At 38.3% G+C, this 17,309-nt stretch carries 13 protein-coding genes; 7 read left to right on the top strand and 6 right to left on the bottom strand.

Translation table 11 applies throughout. The features are described from left to right. The coding region (locus tag AAC854_RS02605) for a transposase (protein WP_340615774.1) at positions 1 to 314 on the top strand (314 nt) is incomplete at its 5' end. 307 nt (positions 315 to 621) lie between these two features. Then, complete coding sequence (locus AAC854_RS02600) at positions 622 to 966, top strand: RidA family protein (protein WP_340615773.1); 345 nt, start codon at positions 622 to 624, stop codon at positions 964 to 966. A gap of 67 nt (positions 967 to 1,033) precedes the next feature. Here the strand turns inward: AAC854_RS02600 and mdtI are convergent, their stop codons facing one another. The 4 genes from mdtI to zwf form a co-directional block, all read right to left on the bottom strand. Further along, positions 1,034 to 1,366, bottom strand: coding sequence for a multidrug/spermidine efflux SMR transporter subunit MdtI (mdtI, locus tag AAC854_RS02595; protein ID WP_340615772.1), 333 nt, complete (start codon positions 1,364 to 1,366; stop codon positions 1,034 to 1,036). Between the two features lies 1 nt (position 1,367). After that, entirely contained in the window at positions 1,368 to 1,754 is a 387-nt protein-coding gene (gene mdtJ / locus AAC854_RS02590) for a multidrug/spermidine efflux SMR transporter subunit MdtJ (RefSeq protein WP_340615771.1), read from the bottom strand. A 449-nt stretch (positions 1,755 to 2,203) separates the two neighbouring features. After that, entirely contained in the window at positions 2,204 to 2,995 is a 792-nt protein-coding gene (locus AAC854_RS02585) for a hypothetical protein (protein WP_340615770.1), read from the bottom strand. 165 nt (positions 2,996 to 3,160) lie between these two features. Beyond that, entirely contained in the window at positions 3,161 to 4,636 is a 1,476-nt protein-coding gene (gene zwf, locus AAC854_RS02580) for a glucose-6-phosphate dehydrogenase (RefSeq protein ID WP_340615769.1), read from the bottom strand. Between the two features lie 476 nt (positions 4,637 to 5,112). On the opposite strand from zwf, the gene AAC854_RS02575 reads away from it, so the two are divergent. The 5 genes from AAC854_RS02575 (at position 5,113) to AAC854_RS02555 (ending at position 12,237) form a co-directional block, all read left to right on the top strand. Then, positions 5,113 to 5,961 carry a MurR/RpiR family transcriptional regulator gene (locus tag AAC854_RS02575; protein ID WP_340615768.1) on the top strand — a complete coding sequence of 283 codons (849 nt, stop codon included), beginning with the start codon at positions 5,113 to 5,115 and terminating at the stop codon, positions 5,959 to 5,961. A gap of 172 nt (positions 5,962 to 6,133) precedes the next feature. After that, a complete protein-coding gene (gene pyk, locus AAC854_RS02570) occupies positions 6,134 to 7,576 on the top strand; it encodes a pyruvate kinase (RefSeq protein ID WP_340615767.1) in 1,443 nt (480 codons plus the stop codon). Between the two features lie 885 nt (positions 7,577 to 8,461). Continuing rightward, positions 8,462 to 10,024 carry a hypothetical protein gene (locus tag AAC854_RS02565; protein WP_340615766.1) on the top strand — a complete coding sequence of 521 codons (1,563 nt, stop codon included), beginning with the start codon at positions 8,462 to 8,464 and terminating at the stop codon, positions 10,022 to 10,024. A gap of 161 nt (positions 10,025 to 10,185) precedes the next feature. Further along, a complete protein-coding gene (locus tag AAC854_RS02560; protein WP_340615765.1) occupies positions 10,186 to 11,193 on the top strand; it encodes a hypothetical protein in 1,008 nt (335 codons plus the stop codon). A gap of 180 nt (positions 11,194 to 11,373) precedes the next feature. Beyond that, entirely contained in the window at positions 11,374 to 12,237 is an 864-nt protein-coding gene (locus AAC854_RS02555; RefSeq protein ID WP_340615764.1) for an N-acyl homoserine lactonase, read from the top strand. A gap of 86 nt (positions 12,238 to 12,323) precedes the next feature. Here the strand turns inward: AAC854_RS02555 and AAC854_RS02550 are convergent, their stop codons facing one another. Both AAC854_RS02550 and lpxM read right to left on the bottom strand, forming a co-directional pair. Beyond that, positions 12,324 to 15,653, bottom strand: a complete 3,330-nt coding sequence (locus AAC854_RS02550) for an inverse autotransporter beta domain-containing protein (protein WP_340615763.1) — start codon at positions 15,651 to 15,653, stop codon at positions 12,324 to 12,326. A 588-nt stretch (positions 15,654 to 16,241) separates the two neighbouring features. Further along, positions 16,242 to 17,210, bottom strand: coding sequence for a lauroyl-Kdo(2)-lipid IV(A) myristoyltransferase (gene lpxM, locus AAC854_RS02545; RefSeq protein WP_340615762.1), 969 nt, complete (start codon positions 17,208 to 17,210; stop codon positions 16,242 to 16,244). Positions 17,211 to 17,309 lie beyond the last annotated feature (99 nt).

Below are 17,309 nucleotides of genomic sequence, written 5' to 3'. Positions count from 1 at the left end.
CGCTTTCGCAAAAAATCCATATTATTCTGGATGGTGCGGGTTACCACCGAGCCGAGTTGGTGAAAGAGATGGCGTATGTCCTGAATATTGAATTGCATTACCTCCCGCCTTATAGCCCAAATCTCAATCCGATAGAGCGATTGTGGAAGTATATGAATGAGCAAGTGCGTAACAATGTTTATTTTCCGGATACGAAAACGTTTCGTGAAACCCTTTGTCACTTTTTTCATGTCACGTTGCCAGAAAAAGCGAAAGAATTGACGACTCGACTGACTGACAATTTTCAGATTTTAAAACCTGCATCTTCAAGTTAGATTGGTATATACTCTGATAATCCTGTCAAATTAACCAATTCGAATATACTAGTAAAAAGCCGCCTTCTATGAAGGCGGCTTTGATTTCGCTCCAGAGGGGCGCACTAAAATCTCTAAAAACAAGTCTCTGCTACTTCTGTGACTTTAAAATCTAAAAGCCAATAAGGCAGAGCCAAAACCTGTTGCTGACCACCTCCATAGGAGGTGGTTTTCAGTTATGAATAAAATGTGGCAGAATTATGCCAATACTGAGTTGCAATAACCACCCAATTCAGCAAAAAAACTGTATGAATTAACAGGAGATTTAATGACTATTAAACGCATTGATCCAGATACCCGTTGGTCAGAAGCGGTCGTTCACAATGACACTATCTATTATACCAGCGTACCAGAAAAGCTGGATGGCAATATTACAGAACAAACCGCCGATACACTGGCAGCCATTGATACCCTATTACATCGCCTTGGATCAGATAAGAGTAAGATTTTAGATGCGACGATTTTTCTGGCGGACAAAGCTGATTTTGCGGGTATGAATGCGGCTTGGGATGCGTGGGTCGTTGCCGGAAATGCACCTGTCCGTTGTACCGTTCAGGCTGAATTGATGAATCCAAAATATAAAGTAGAAATCAAAATTATCGCTGCTTTATAATCTGAACTCATCAAAACTCATATGGCATTGAGAACCATACCACTCAATGCCATTTTATTGATGAGGCTTAAGCCATTTTGATCATAATCATGCCGACTAGCAGCAGCACAATGCCACCCCATCCCTTAAAATTCAGCCGCTGATTGAACATAATCCAACCCGCCGCCACCGTCGCGATAATACCGAATGCTCCCCATAAAGCATAAGCGATGGAAAGTTCAATGCCTTTAACTGCCTGAGCCAACGAACTAAAAGCCCCCAAAACCGCAACTAAAGATAATATACCTAGCCAAAAACGTTGAAAACCGTTAGATAATTTCAGCAGAATATTCGCGATGATTTCCAAAAAAACCGCCAGAACCAAGAACGCAGCATGCCACCATTCAAATTGGGTCAACATGTTATGCCTCCTTCATCTGCTTGCTTGAAGTATTGTTTAAAGAACTATGTGACGAATTGCCGGGGGCTTTTTTTGATCCCATTTTGATCAAGGCAATTCCGGCCATCAGCAATACCAATCCCCCAATTTTCATCAATGACAAAGATTCGTTGAACCACAGTACACTAAAAGTAGTAATAAACAGGATACCAATACCTTCCCATAAGGCATAAGCCACGCCTAATGCCACTTTTTTCACGGCAATGGCCAACAAAATGTAGGAAGTTGTGATCATGGTGTACATCACGATCATGCCTGTAAAATCACCCGAAACGCTGGCTTGCTTCATTGACAGAGTACCAATCACTTCTGCCACAATCGCCAGTATAAGAAACATCCAATAAATCATTATTTTTCTCCTGAACATACTGCTAAAAGCATGCCAAGATATTTAAGCTATAAATGCCAACAAGAGCAGCCGCGAATGCAATTACGCGATATCAGAAATCAAACTAATGTTTTAGCCAAATATTTTGACAAATAAGAATTGCCGGTGAAAAACCGGTTAACAGGAGAAAGGCCCTAAAGAGCGCCGCACCAGTAGTGCTCACTGGATAAGATAGCTGAGAGGAAAAAAACGTGGGTACAACGTTGAATTTTGTTACTGTGTTGAATGTTGACGCTTTTGGCGCTATTCATGGTATTTTATTCTTTCATCACACGATGTTCACTGCGTGATATACTACGAACCCTCATATTAGTGATGTAATTGATTAATTTGTATTTCTAGCATATTTAAACAATAAATACAATTGATAAGCAAATTTTTCAGGTAAGCAGTTAACTTTATAAGTCAGTTCAGTAAAACAGTTTGCGGGGCAATATATGATCTGTTGCGCCAAATTCTAATACAGGTGAACTTCTGGGGCGATAATGTCCACTCCTATTATTCCATTTGGTTAATTCACCATTAGTGAAAAAAAGCTCACCAGCTAATAGTACAGGGTATTTTGCATAATTGATCTCATCATCATTTGGGAGAGGCTGGCTGGCATCATGGCGATACCATAAAATCCTGCCTTTGATTAACGAAGTGTGACCAGTAACCAGAGGCTTAGAGAAATCACAACAATTACATACAACAATCTGGGGCATATCAGAATATATAACGTATATGTACTGTCCATGCGGAACGTGTACTGGCGCCTCCATTGAATCTATTCTTTTCATCACATAATAATAACAGTCGTCGTCATCATCACGTCTCGGGTTAGGCCAACAACACTGTTTAAACACATTAAATCTAGTCCGCTGTCGTATATGCCTACTGGATTCAGGCCTAGACCGTTCAAGAACATATATATTCTCTAAACTTTCGTGTGGTTGTTGAGGATGAAGTTTGTGTCTGCTGTCTTCCGGTATATCGTTAAATATATCCAGACAGTTATGGTGAATTATTTTGGTTTTGTTTTTATAAACTACATCCAACCTTGATAGCGCGTTTTCTGGTGCGCTGTTATCATACCTTTTTATACGTTCAGAAACCCACTCATCACCAATATCTTCTCCCTGCCTGCCTCTCACGCGGTTTATCTGCTCACGTCTTAGCGCCCATTGGGCATGCCAAGTTTTTGGATCATCAGCACGCATAATTTCCTCTCTTCCCACTCATTCTTACTGCATTAAAATCAACCAATTAATAACCTATGGTAACTTTTTTAAACGTGACGAATTTCAAGGAATTAAAAAAGAATCAGTGTGGAAGAGATCTGACCGCAGAATACGGTCAGATAAATAATAGAAAAACAGAACTCGTTATTCAAACTCGTTCCATGAACGCCCATCGCGGGTAATCATGGCGATAGAAGCTACAGGTCCCCAAGTACCTGCCTGATAAGGCTTCGGTGGCTCGTTGTCCGCAGACCATGCTTCCATAATGGAATCCACCCATTTCCATGCTTCTTCTACTTCATCACGACGGACAAACAAGGCCTGAATACCGCGCATAGCTTCCAACAGTAATCTTTCATAAGCATCGGCAAGGTGTGTTTGATTGAATGTTTCGGAGAAACTCAAATCCAGTTTGGTCGTTTGTAAACGGTGCTTATGTTCTAATCCCGGCGCTTTATTCAGCACTTCGATATCAATACCTTCGTCTGGCTGCAAACGAATAGTCAATTTATTCTGCGGTAATTGCTGGTAGGATTCAGCGAACAGATTAAGAGAAGGCTCTTTGAAATAGACAACAACTTCTGAGCATTTAGCTGGCAAACGCTTTCCGGTTCTCAGGTAGAAAGGCACCCCAGACCAACGCCAATCATCAATATCGACACGAACTGATACAAAAGTCTCCGTTTTACTGGCTTTATTTGCGCTCTCTTCTTCCAGATAGCCGGGCACTTTTTTACCATGCACAAAACCCGCGGTATATTGCCCGCGAACCGTTTTTTCCCGTACGTTGGTCTGATCAATCCGACGCAATGAACGCAAAACTTTCACTTTCTCATCACGTATGCGATCGGCTGACAAGTCTGCTGGCGGAGACATGGCAATCATCGTCAGAATTTGCAGGAGATGATTCTGGATCATGTCACGCATCTGTCCGGCCTGATCAAAATACCCCCAACGTCCCTCGATTCCGACTTCTTCAGCAACGGTGATTTGCACATGATCAATCGTGCGATGATCCCAGTTATTGACAAAGAGTGAGTTGGCAAAACGCAATGCCAACAGGTTCAATACGGTTTCTTTACCCAAATAGTGGTCAATGCGATAGATTTGACTTTCATTGAAGTATTTTGCAACTTCATCATTGATGGCTCTGGAAGAAGCAAGATCCGTTCCCAACGGCTTTTCCATCACAACGCGATTGGGTTCTTTATTCAATCCCGCAGCCCCTAACCCATGACACACTGAGCCAAATGTACTTGGCGGCATGGCAAAATAGTGAATAGCCGGTAAGTTATCCTTACTAAGTATTTTTGCCAATTCGGTGAAATGTTTCGTTTCATTAACGTCCAAATTACAGAATTCCAGACGAGAACTCAGCTTTTTCCACAATTCAGGGTCCAATTTCTCGGACATAAACGTAGTCAACGCTTCTTCAACGACCTTGGTATAGGCTTTTTTATCCCAGTCAGCACGGCCAACGCCGATAATCCGGGTATCTGGATGGATATAACCCGCCTTTTCTAACTGGTAAAGGGAAGGCATTAATTTCCGGCGTGCTAAGTCTCCTTTCGCCCCAAAAATTACCAAATCACAAGCCTGAGCTGTAGACGTCACCGCCATGTTGCATCTCCTCAATTACGGGATATTGTAATTTTTTTACATAACCTGCGAGTAATGTACTCTTTTGGTTATAAGCAGTAAACACCGATTATTCATGTATGCTCTCCCGCTTTCATGTTGCTGCTTAGTTGGATGCAATATAGAATTTGTTGGAAAAAAACTGCTCAAATAACCTTCACACCCCATTTTCTGTATACTGTTTTTACATTCATGCTGATTTTATATTGATATTGAAAATGGGTCAGCGTTTATACCTGATAGTGACAGAATAGCGACAAGCAACTGAAAATTTACAACGTTTAAGAAGTAATCTTACCAAGTTGAAAGTTAGACACTTGTCATATTTTCATGAAAAATCTCAAGTTATCCGGTTGTTGCCACTGCCAGCTTTCAATAACAAGTAGTATATTTTCATAAAAATGACATAGATTTCTCCTGTTAATGAAATCGTTAAAACCGAGGTTGAACCGCGTTTTATGAACACACTGGAACGGCTCCAAAATAATCTTGATGTTTTGAGTAAGTCAGAGAAAAAGGTTGCGCAGGTCATCCTTGCTTCACCACAGACTGCCATCCATTCAAGTATCGCCACTCTGGCTAAAATGGCGAATGTGAGTGAACCTACGGTTAATCGTTTCTGTCGTCGCATGGATACCAAAGGTTTCCCCGATTTTAAATTGCATCTGGCGCAAAGCCTCGCTAATGGTACCCCTTATGTGAATAGGAATGTAGAAGAAAGTGACAGCGTCACTTCGTATACCACTAAAATTTTCGAATCGGTGATGGCAAATCTGGAAACAGTCAAAAATAATCTGGATATTGCAGCCATTAACCGTGCGGTTGACCTACTGACTCAGGCCAGGAAACTCTCTTTTTTTGGTTTAGGGGCATCAGCCGCGGTAGCCCATGATGCCATGAATAAATTTTTTCGCTTCAATATCCCGGTGACTTATTTTGACGATATTGTGATGCAGAGAATGAGTTGTATTAACAGTACCGAAGGAGACGTTGTCGTCCTGATTTCCCATACAGGACGAACAAAAAGCCTCGTCGAAATTGCCAAACTGGCTCGAGAAAATGATGCAACGGTCATCGCCATTACCTCGACAGGTTCTCCCTTAGCATATGAAGCAACGCTCTCCATTCTGTTGGATGTTCCCGAAGATACGGATATTTATATGCCAATGGTCTCAAGAATTGCTCAACTTACCATCATTGATGTGCTGGCAACTGGTTTTACACTACGCCGGGGCTCAAAATTCAGGGATAACTTGAAGAGGGTCAAGGAAGCATTACGTAATTCGCGGTTTGATAAGCATGAATAAACCAGAAAATAGACTGTGTTTTTGTTCACTATTTATCAACTCTCCAGACTGATAGCATATGTAGACTTTTCCTCGTCTGCATATTTGCAGTATGGGGTTAATCGTCAGTAAATAAAAATGGTTATCCTACGGTAACCGAAGATTCATACTTCACAGGTCAACGGAGTAATACATGTCCAGACGGCTCAGAAGAACAAAGATCGTCACTACACTTGGCCCGGCTACAGATCGTGACAACAATCTAGAAAAAGTTATCAACGCGGGAGCCAATGTCGTCCGCCTTAATTTTTCTCATGGCACTGCGGAAGATCATATCCAACGCGCTAATAAAGTGCGCGAAATTGCTGCCCGCTTGGGCTGCCATGTCGCCATTCTCGGTGATCTTCAAGGGCCCAAAATACGCGTATCCACTTTTAAAGAAGGGAAAATCTTCCTTAATATCGGGGATAAATTCCTGCTGGATGCCAATCTGGGTAAGGGAGAAGGAGATAAAGAAAAAGTCGGTATAGATTATAAAGGGCTACCGTCTGATGTCATGGCTGGTGATATCCTGCTATTGGATGATGGGCGGGTTCAGTTGAGAGTCCTGAATGTTGAGGGCATGAAAGTATTCACGGAAGTGACAGTAGGAGGCCCGCTCTCCAACAATAAAGGCATCAATAAATTGGGCGGAGGCTTATCAGCCGAAGCACTGACAGTAAAAGATAAAGAAGATATCATTACTGCCGCCAAAATTGGCGTTGATTATCTTGCTGTTTCTTTCCCACGTTCAGGTGAAGATCTGAATTATGCCCGCCGCCTTGCTCGTGATGCGGGTTGTGATACCCAAATCGTCGCTAAAGTTGAGCGTGCGGAAGCAGTCAGCAGTGATGAAATTATTGATGAAATCATTCTGGCGGCTGATGTTGTCATGGTTGCCCGCGGTGATCTCGGTGTTGAAATCGGAGATCCTGAGCTGGTCGGTGTGCAGAAAAAGCTGATTCGCCGTGCTCGTCAACTGAATCGTGTCGTAATTACTGCTACGCAAATGATGGAATCCATGATCACCAACCCAATGCCGACTCGTGCTGAGGTCATGGATGTTGCCAATGCGGTATTGGATGGCACTGATGCGGTTATGCTCTCTGCTGAAACGGCAGCAGGTCAATATCCGGCGGAAACCGTTGCAGCAATGGCGCAAGTCTGTTTGGGCGCTGAAAAGATGCCAAGCATCAACGTTTCCAAACATCGCTTAGATATTACATTTGACAGCATTGAAGAAGCTATTTCTATGTCTACAATGTATGCCGCCAACCATCTTAAAGGTGTCAAAGCAATCATTGCCATGACGGAATCAGGGCGCACAGCTCGCATGATGTCTCGCATTAGCTCTGGCTTACCTATTTTCTCCATGTCACGTCATGAATCGACCTTAAACCGCACTGCCCTTTATCGTGGTGTAACTCCCGTTTATTGCAGTTCGCACACTGATGGGATCGCTGCGGTAAGCGAGGCTATCGCCCGCCTGCGTGATAAAGGCTACCTCTCCTCCGGAGACTTAGTGCTGGTGACTCAGGGCGATCAGATGAGAACCATTGGCAGCACCAATACCTGCCGTATACTTGAAGTAGAATAGTGGGTTATTAATCAAATAATAAGGGGCATTATATTGCCCCTATGCAAACGAATCTAAATTGACCAATGTGATTAACTGAGTGCATTTAGTACATAGAAATAGGTCACTGGTAGCCGTTTGTGATTTATAATCAGCCCTCTGTCAATGATAACCGTAGAAACTGCCATGCAAGCAACTACCATCAGCAATGCCTTTGAGCACCTCACTGATCCGCGTGTTAGCCGAACTAAACAGTTAACGATGTGATAAACTGGCTTGATCCCCAAGAATTTGAGCACGCGTTTACCATGCTTTTTGACGAATTCAGTTTGCTGACAAAATCGACATTTTACTTCAACCGTCGTCATTTAATTTTTCCGAAAAAACGGCGATCATACACAGATATCAACGGATTGGATACGTGACCGAGCAATGAGGCTAATTAGATCACGTTATTAACCCTCATTCAATATATGTTAAAAAGTATGCTCGCGCCCTGCCCGAACCTCTGCACATTATTTTTCAGTAAAAAATAATACAAAAAACAAAATTAATAATAAATAACCAATAAAAAAGCGAGTGCGTATACTATAAAATAGTTATTTTAACATATAATTACATTTTTAAATGTATGTATTGAATTTATGATTTAAATATAAGATACTGTCAAAAAAATAAACAGATAGAATTTTAAAATTAAGGAGGGGTAAAGTAATTATTAATTAAAATTATAACATAAAAATAAAAATAAACCAATGTGATTGGTAAGAAAAAAATGCAACTGATTGTGGAAAATAACGCTCTGATAAAGTAAACACCTATTCTATTATTATGAAATTCGTTGTTGATGGTTGTATTTTAAAAAATTAAAATCTAAATCATGTTAACAGAAAGGAAAATTAAAAAATGGCATCTCAAAAAATAACAGTAACAACAGATAAGGGGACAGATTTATCTAATAATGGAATTTTAATTTCTGATCAACATTTGAAATTAACAATTAATTTATCAGGAGGAACGAAAGACTTTGCAAGTACAGATACTATAACTCTTACTCCAACTGGTAATTGGATAACAGTTATTGGAGAAAGCAAAGTTAAAACTGGGAATAAATCTGCTACTGCTGATGTTTTTATTAAAGTTAGTAAAGATAAACAATTTTTCAAGGCTCCACAATCTTTTACTGTAAGTACATCAAATACAAGTTATGGATCTCAGAAGTTCAGTTGTAAGATCTCAGATATAAGTTTGGATACTTTATCACTAACGGCAGATAAATTTTATATCGAAACACCTTCTGGTGAAAATAAGCCAAGCCTAGCAAATAATAATAGAGTAACAATAACAACGACTGTGAAAAACAGTTCAGGAATAGCAATTCCAAATTTACGTGTTAATATATCAGCAAATAGCCGAGACAGTTTATCAACAATTGCTTTAATGGATACTAAAGGTACACCATTACAGATCAATACTAATAATTTCGCAAAATATCAACAAGTTACCTTAGTTACAGATCCTAGTGGTAATTTGGAATTTTATGCATTTCCTCAACAAAGTAAGTCAGCTATATTAGCTTTCTATAGCTCAATAGAAGGTTTATCTATTGAACGGAAATCTAAAAATCCTTTATTTATTTTAGATTTAGAAGGTGCTGAGTTTGAAGATCATCTAACTGCTCCAGATATAGCAGAATTATATGATGATATCTTAAAACCATTAAATAATGAAAAAGATTTTCATATAAAAATCCCTTCTTATGATGGTATAAGAAAAACAGATTTTATCTTATATCTTGTTAATGATGACATAGTAGGAGACTATGTTGAAGTTTCGGATTTATCAAACTTAGATAATTATTCTTATCAGTTGCCATACTCAATATTTCCCACATCAAAGGAAAATAAATTTAGTTATATTATTGCAAGGGAAGACTCAAGCATTAGATATTCAGATGGTATTCTTGTTAAGTATGCTGGCGATCAGAATGATCCACCAGACTCTGATAAGAATAGAGTGTTTAATATTCCTAAAATATATTCAAGCTATGGAATTAATCCAGGTAATATCTTAAACCCAAAAGATACGATTAATTTCACTACAATTAATCAATATAGATTTAATGGGGGGGATACCCTTTATGTGGAAATTGAAGCTGACTCAGCAGATAACCATAAAGTAAATCCTGGAGATACTGTTGAGATTAAGGTATTTATTAAGTCCTCAAATAGAGGTGATATATATTATACGGATACAATTAAATTACCTAAAGCAACTGCTCCTGCTACAACTTCGAAAGGAAATATACCCATCCCTATTATTACAACAGGAAATATTGATTCAAGTATATCCGGCAGAGCCGCTGTTATTTATATTGAATATTATAAAGTGGATGAAAACAATGATCAATACAGTAAAAATTGGCAGGGATATATAGATACGACTTTGCCTGGAGGAGGGATTAATTAATGTTTAAATATAAAATATTATTCTTTTAAATTAGAAATCAAGCCGTCACTCATTTCTACTGAGTATGGACGGACAATAAAATACTTTCAATAATTTTAAAAGGGTAAATGCTGAAAATTATAAATAAATTCATATAAATGGGATGCATTTACATAATAAATATGACATATGAATATAAATTAAAACCGCCCTCCTACCCACAAGCATTAGGAGGTGTGATTGATATAGATGCTCAAAAATATGAAGGAGTTCGCTACATAACAATGCTAATCCCAGGTTATGGTGATGAAAAATCTGGCGACAAAATTATTGGTTACCTTACAGACAACAAAGGTCGTACTATAACTTCATTTCCTTTCTCTGTTAATATTAATATCATTCCCTCTAATTTTTTTGAGGTTGTATTTTCCATAGATGACTTTTCAACAAATGGAGAGTATACAGGATATTATACTGTAACAAAACTATCGGGTAATGTAGCACAATCTAAAATAACAACTGTAAATGTTGAGACAGCATTATCCAGTTTTCCTGATTATTTTCCTGCTGTTCCAGAAGCTACAGGTAATCATGGAACACTACTAACAAAAAGCGATTATTATAGGTTGGATAATTTAAAGATAACTGTACCAATCTATACCGGCATGGCTTCAGGACAAACTGTTCAAGTTTTATGGCAAGGTCGTAATAATATACCACCTTACTCAACAGCATCACAAGAAATAGATGAAATTATGCCACTGACATTTCATATTCCCCGGATGGAGTTTATTAATAGTATTGGTAGTACAGCAAAAATCCGGTTTAAAGTTGACGGATTAAACCAAAATACCTCTGTATACTCAGGAGCTTTATCTCTAGATATTGAAGGACAAAAACTTAATTTACCGCCACCCAGACTTTTCTATCGAGGTGATGGAACTGTTCACGTAATCATTGAATATCCTAATATGACACCAGATCAAACAGTAGAAATACGTGCAGTTGGAAGAACAATGATACAAACTTCTTATAAACCCGTTGATGATGTACAACAAATGGGGGCACGGCTTTCAGCTGATTGGGTAGAAGAAAATCGGGGACAAATTGTATTAATTGATTATGCGGTAGGAAGCATGCATCCGGGCGTAGAGTATGATTTTTCTGAGGTATTAAGGCAAGTTTTATAATAATTACCATACTTTTAATAAAGTATAATATTTTAAATAAGATGTTGGTGCATAACAAAGAAAATATATTGAGATTGATAGACATAATTATTGCTCTAATTATCTATATGCCTATGTGCCAATGTCTTTTTAAAACCTTGACAAACTTCATCAGAATTTAAAAAATCATAGGTGAATATTATGGGAAAAGTAAAATTAATTATTAAATTATTTCTGCATATGGCATTTTTTATGCCTATCGCTAATGCTAATTCAGATACAGGGTACGATATTGCGAAAAAAATAACTCAAAGGTATTTTGATAATCAAATATATTGTGGGGATGATGGACTTCCAGTATTTTTATGTTCGGGAGTAATAATAAGAGGAACTGTTGCGTCAGATAAATATCATTCATGGAACCCTAGCCCAACTTCTCAAAGAAAAGGAAGTGTTTCATTTTCTTATCTAAGATCTGATGTTAAAATTACTGAATTAGAAGTTAATCATCATAACGGTTATGTTTTTTCTCCCTATCTTGAAAATATTGATAATACAGATAGCCCTAAAATTAATCCTGAAATCCTCTGTTATTTTCCCATCGATGGAGGTACAGATGCTAGAAATGATAAAGGATGTGGTTCTTATTCAGGATATCCTAATAGAGGATCTTGTCAACAACAAAATATTACTACAGCAGAACAATGGGTTAATAATTACGTAAATGTCAATAATTATGATCGTGATGCTCAATGTGGTTTTGATGTGACTGGTGATGGCAGTGCAGATATATTTATGCAGGCTATTAAAGTTAGCTCACTTATTGATTTTCCATTAAACAATGAATTGGTTTTGGCTATTTGGGATCAAGATATTCCTGAAAAATTACCTATAGAAGCTTTTTTTTATCAAAATGATGGATTACAAGATGCGCAGCATGATCAAAAAGATTTTTATCAATCTACCAGTATAATTCTACCTATCATAAAAATAACATTTCCTAGGGATAAGAGTGAAAATGTTCGTTTTACTTATGACCAAGAAGATCAGATTAATATAAATTAATAACAGGCTCTATGGTATTAAAGATAGATATATTTAGTTTTTGTTGCATTAATGAAATATTTCATTAATGCAACAAACCATCAACATTATTTAACTACACAAAGTAGGTATCCTCCTCCTACACTAGCCGGATGCGTACTATGATCCCCCGAGTTATAGAGTAGATATTCATCTCTATTATCAAAAACAAAAAAGAATATAGCATCACTAGTCGTAGAACTATCAGTTCCATCACCCGTTGGTAGCAAATTCCATATACTAATATCTGGGAATTCTACCGATAACACTGTGGTGACATTATTATTATTATTAAAAATGTCTGCTTTTAAGTTTGGTGTAACAAGGCCATCATTTTCACAGTTTTTCCTATCACTCCATTGAAGATCAGTATTCATTGGATCTTGTTCGAAATATCTTTTAACTTTTGTCGTATAAACATATAACTCTTTTATGCCATTGGTTTTGTTTGTTATTGTAGCAGACAATGTCGCGTTACCTGGCTCATAAAATGATATTTCACCAGTATCTGCATCAATGGAAGTTATATCTGGGTTGGTTGAAGAAAAAATAACTGAGTGATTGTTTGATTTGGTAATTTTTTCCCCATTCGAATTTCTTAATGCCCCACTTAAAGAACTAAAGGCATTAACAGGCGCAGGTGAATTAGAAAAGATTATGTTTTTATTATCACTATTAACTGAGGGATTCTGGTTGTTATATAGAAATATCTCTGCTTCTTTGGGGACAGGATTAAAAGTTCTTTTATAGCTAGTTTTGCTTATTTTTTTATTGAGGGTCAACTTCACGCTAAAATCAGCAATACCTACATGACTTTTTACTCTTGCAACTAAATTTCCTTTTACATCAGTAACGTCTGAATCTTTAGTTACAGTCATACCTGTTATATTTTCTGGTATAGCCCATTCTACTGAATCAAACGTATAATTTGATACGTTACTATTTGTTTTTTTATCAGTAATTGTAGCGGTATAAATATATGTATCAGAATTATTAGCCATTAATGGTCCTGTAGAAGATACGCTGATATTTATCTCTAAATCTTTTTCATCCAGTATGAATTTAACCGATGTAGCTAAAATAAGGGATGTCTGCTCTTCCACCGCCAGCGAAACCCCCACATTATCAACCACTTCTGTACTGCTCAGTGTTGCCGTGAGTGTGCCTCCCGGCCCTGTTTTATCCTCCCCATTTTTGAACGTGAATTTCAGCCCCGGATGATTATTGTCCTTATTCCACCGGACGTTGGAAACGGTCTGGCCTTCGGCTACCGGGTTTCCATCCTGATCTGTGAGATAGGCCATATAGGTATAGGTGTCTTTACCATTGGCGGTAAGCGGACTTTTCTTATCAATATCGATGTTTTTAACACGATACTGTTTAGGATCAACAACAAAAGACACCGCTGTTGCTGGAATGGGAGGATTCTGATCTTCCACCGCCAGCGAAACCACCACATTATCAACCATTTCTGTACTGCTCAGTGTTGCCGTGAGTGTGCCTCCCGGCCCTGTTTTATCCTCCCCATTCTTGAACGTGAATTTCAGTCCTGGGTGATTATTGTCCTTATTCCATTGGATGTTGGAAATAGTCTGCCCTTCGGCTACTGGGTTTCCATCCTGATCTATGATATAGGCCGTATAGGTATAGGTGTCTTTACCATTGGCGGTAAGCGGACTTTTCTTATCAACATCAATGTCGTTTTTAACATGATATTTAACAGGGCTAAACTTCACGGTACCTATTTCCTGCCGTGGAGCACCGTCTAGTTGTATGTAAACTTTAACTTCGTTATGTGGCTTTTTACTGACTAAAATATTGGGCATTAATTGCCCTTCCTTATTTGTTAATTCTCCTTTTTCATTCGTTTGAGCAGGTTTATCATTCCATTTGAAACTTAAGCCAGATTCATCACCTAAAGCAGGCTCCGTTGTCCAGGCCACTTTATTAATTCTGGCATTCTTGACATATTCTCCATCGGGTGAACCCTGATAAGTAATAATGGGATCACTAAGCGTATACCCATTTTTTTCATTACCTGTAATATTCACTTCTCCATCGATCAAAAAAGGCAAAACTTTTATAGTGGTTTGAATAGACTGCGTTTTCCCCTGATTATCAGTGATCAATACATCCAATTTGGAACCTATTTTATGCGTTTCTTGATAACTGGGAAGAGTAATAACAATACTCCTACCTGAATCAGAAGAGAGTTTCCCGTGATTATCTTTAAATGCTTTATCTGTAACAATCCAGTGAACTTGTTTAATCTCCGCTTTAGGAGATACTGGTGCATTAACTGTTATCTCCTGATGGCCATACCCAACAATTGGCTCCAATGCGATCAATACTTCTTGTTCTTTTTTTTGGTGATCCAAAATAATATTATTATTTCTTTCCACCAAATCGTAACGGCTACCTGCTAATGTCCTCATTGCGGCGACATTATCTGGTGATAATTGAGTGCTAAGGGGAATCCCCAATTTATAATTTAAGTTTGCCAAAAACTGTGTTTCAGTATGACCACTTCCTCCTTGCTTATAATCCACCCCCATTGTAAATAGTGGGATTGGGGTATAAGTCAGGCCTAATTTAGCCAAGCTGGGGTTTTTCTGTTTGATATCATGGTTGAATAAAGTTACGTTATCACCAAAATATTGCTCATACGTCAATTTTGCTCCCAGATTAGGATAAGCAGGCAAGAAAAACTCCCCGTTAATGTCATAACCGTTAGCAGGGCGCTCATGATAATCCTTAAAACTCTGTGATTTTTGCCAACCATTTAAGCGATAATAGGTATTAGCGGAAAATTTAATATAGTCACTCCAAATTTCTCCCCCTAACCCCAAACGTTGGTTTTTTCCAGTAACATCATAATCATAAAAAGCATTTAAACCATACATCCAATTCTGATAAAAATAACGCCCACCTAATCCCAGATTAATAGTATTCCGACTATCTTTGTTACGATAACCAAATTGAGAAAAAAACAGCCAATTTTCTCTGTTATCATAAAGCGGAAAAAGTATATCGAATGAGTTATTTTTCAGTGTCCATTTTCTATCCAGTCCAAAGCTAACTCTGGCAGTACCAAACTGCGATAACCATTTTTGAGTTTCAGAAGATATGGTGCTGTTAAATTTACCCAAGGCATAGGATTTCGCTTGTTCTGCTAGCTCCGAAGGCGAAGAGAATAAAATATTGCTCACTGTTTGGATATTGCTACCAATTACATGTGGTGTACCAAGTTCTGAGGCATCGTTAGTTTTTTGTAAATGAGCATCTGACGTTCCAGTTTTTATACTACTTTCTGCTAAAGCGTTAACCATTGCAGGAAGTATAAGTAATGCATAAAAGAAAATAAAAAAACCAATAACTTTGCTAATATGTGATGACATATATGAGTACCTCAGAAATTTCTATATCAACTGAGATTTTCGCTTGATTTTCCATACATTGAACGATATATATTCGCCCCCATTTATAATACTAGTTAAAAAATTTGAATTGGGGTCATTCAAAATAGTTATCACATGATCGGCAGTGCATACTTGGTTTGTTCATTAATCAAAGAAGATCTGTGTCCTGTAATCATCATTGTATCCTGCTTTTTTAAGCTTATTTCAAGGTGTTTCCGTTCATGGCTATGATGATGTTTTCCCTCCTGTGAACAGCGCACATTGACTCAATTGAGCAATATTTTCAGTTCGGATTCAGGCAATGGCTTTGAGAATACGGGCAACCATATGGTGATATGGAATACCTTAGCGAAAGAGTGAGAGATGTTCGACAAGTATCATGAACATAGAAGATTTAAGAGCATTAATATCGCTGGCTTATACACATATACTTTTTCAACGCAGCAGTAAAGATTCTTCTAAACTAATCATGCCTGAGGAACTTAGCCATTGTGTTTTCTTTGATAAAAACATTTAGCACACCTCAGGCACTTTAATTTCTTTTTTAAGCAATGCTCAAATTATTCACTAAAGATCCTTCCTTTTATAAGGCTCTATATCCCCTTCTTTCCGTGTCTTAAGCAATTTTAAGATCCAGGTATATTGTTCAGGATTTGGCTTAACCAATTCCTCTAATTCCTCATTCATACGGCGGGCAATATAAGCATCATCCTTCCCCGCAATATCGTCCATTGGTGGACGGATATAAATATCCAATTGATGAGTCTGACAGTTATAAACTGGAAATAGTGGAACAACAGCCGCACGGCAAACTTTCATTAATCGCCCGACCGCAGGCAGGGTTGCTTTGTAAGTGGCAAAGAAATCAACAAATTCACTGTGTTCTTCACCATGATCCTGATCAGGCAAATAATATCCCCAAAATCCTTCACGTATCGATGCAATAAAGGGTTTAATTCCTGCATCGCGGGAATGTAACTGGCCACCAAAGTGTTGACGAGCCTTATTCCACAAATAATCAGCTACAGGATTGGATTGATGGTGAAACATGCCTGATACTTTTTGACCGCGTGCTGCCAATAACATGGCGGGAATATCAATGGCCCAGCCATGTGGAACCATAACAATGACATTCTTACCCTGCTCTCTTAAGGTTTGAATAATCTCTTCGCCATGCCATTGAGTCCGCTCAAGTGTCGATTTTTCCCCTCTCAGGCAAAGCTCCGCCAACATAACAAATGATTGAGGTGCGGTAGCAAACATGCGATCAATCAAGTCTTCGCGCTGCTGTTCTGTTAATTCAGGAAAACAGTAAATTAAATTGATTTTCGCCCTGCGGCGGGCACTTTTTGCTTTTCTACCTGCCCAAACACCAATCCTGGCCAGCAAGGGATCACGCCATTTCACAGGAACATAAGCTAATCCTGCCAATACTCCTACGCCAGCCCAAACCCCCCAATAACGGGGATGCAAATAAGATCGATGAAACTTCGGGACATATCCCAACTTACTATCTGTATTTTTCTCTTTATTCATGGGCTAACTCTGATGATTCCAACACTCGCTTTCAAAACGCAAGCTTCCAACAAAAAATAATATAAAAGCGGATGATATCAATCATCCGCTTTTATGTCT

The organism is Xenorhabdus entomophaga, from assembly GCF_037996725.1.
GTDB lineage: Bacteria > Pseudomonadota > Gammaproteobacteria > Enterobacterales > Enterobacteriaceae > Xenorhabdus > Xenorhabdus khoisanae.
Note: the sequence above shows the minus strand (reverse complement) of the source record. Positions and strands in the feature narration are given on the sequence as shown.

Bases quoted from the DNA above. Each gene is read 5' to 3' on its own strand.
- AAC854_RS02600 (WP_340615773.1), top strand. From the start codon at position 622: ATGACTATTAAACGCATTGATCCAGATACCCGTTGGTCAGAAGCGGTC.
- mdtI (WP_340615772.1), bottom strand. From the start codon at position 1,366: ATGTTGACCCAATTTGAATGGTGGCATGCTGCGTTCTTGGTTCTGGCG.
- mdtJ (WP_340615771.1), bottom strand. From the start codon at position 1,754: ATGATTTATTGGATGTTTCTTATACTGGCGATTGTGGCAGAAGTGATT.
- AAC854_RS02585 (WP_340615770.1), bottom strand. From the start codon at position 2,995: ATGCGTGCTGATGATCCAAAAACTTGGCATGCCCAATGGGCGCTAAGA.
- zwf (WP_340615769.1), bottom strand. From the start codon at position 4,636: ATGGCGGTGACGTCTACAGCTCAGGCTTGTGATTTGGTAATTTTTGGG.
- AAC854_RS02575 (WP_340615768.1), top strand. From the start codon at position 5,113: ATGAACACACTGGAACGGCTCCAAAATAATCTTGATGTTTTGAGTAAG.
- pyk (WP_340615767.1), top strand. From the start codon at position 6,134: ATGTCCAGACGGCTCAGAAGAACAAAGATCGTCACTACACTTGGCCCG.
- AAC854_RS02565 (WP_340615766.1), top strand. From the start codon at position 8,462: ATGGCATCTCAAAAAATAACAGTAACAACAGATAAGGGGACAGATTTA.
- AAC854_RS02560 (WP_340615765.1), top strand. From the start codon at position 10,186: ATGACATATGAATATAAATTAAAACCGCCCTCCTACCCACAAGCATTA.
- AAC854_RS02555 (WP_340615764.1), top strand. From the start codon at position 11,374: ATGGGAAAAGTAAAATTAATTATTAAATTATTTCTGCATATGGCATTT.
- AAC854_RS02550 (WP_340615763.1), bottom strand. From the start codon at position 15,653: ATGTCATCACATATTAGCAAAGTTATTGGTTTTTTTATTTTCTTTTAT.
- lpxM (WP_340615762.1), bottom strand. From the start codon at position 17,210: ATGAATAAAGAGAAAAATACAGATAGTAAGTTGGGATATGTCCCGAAG.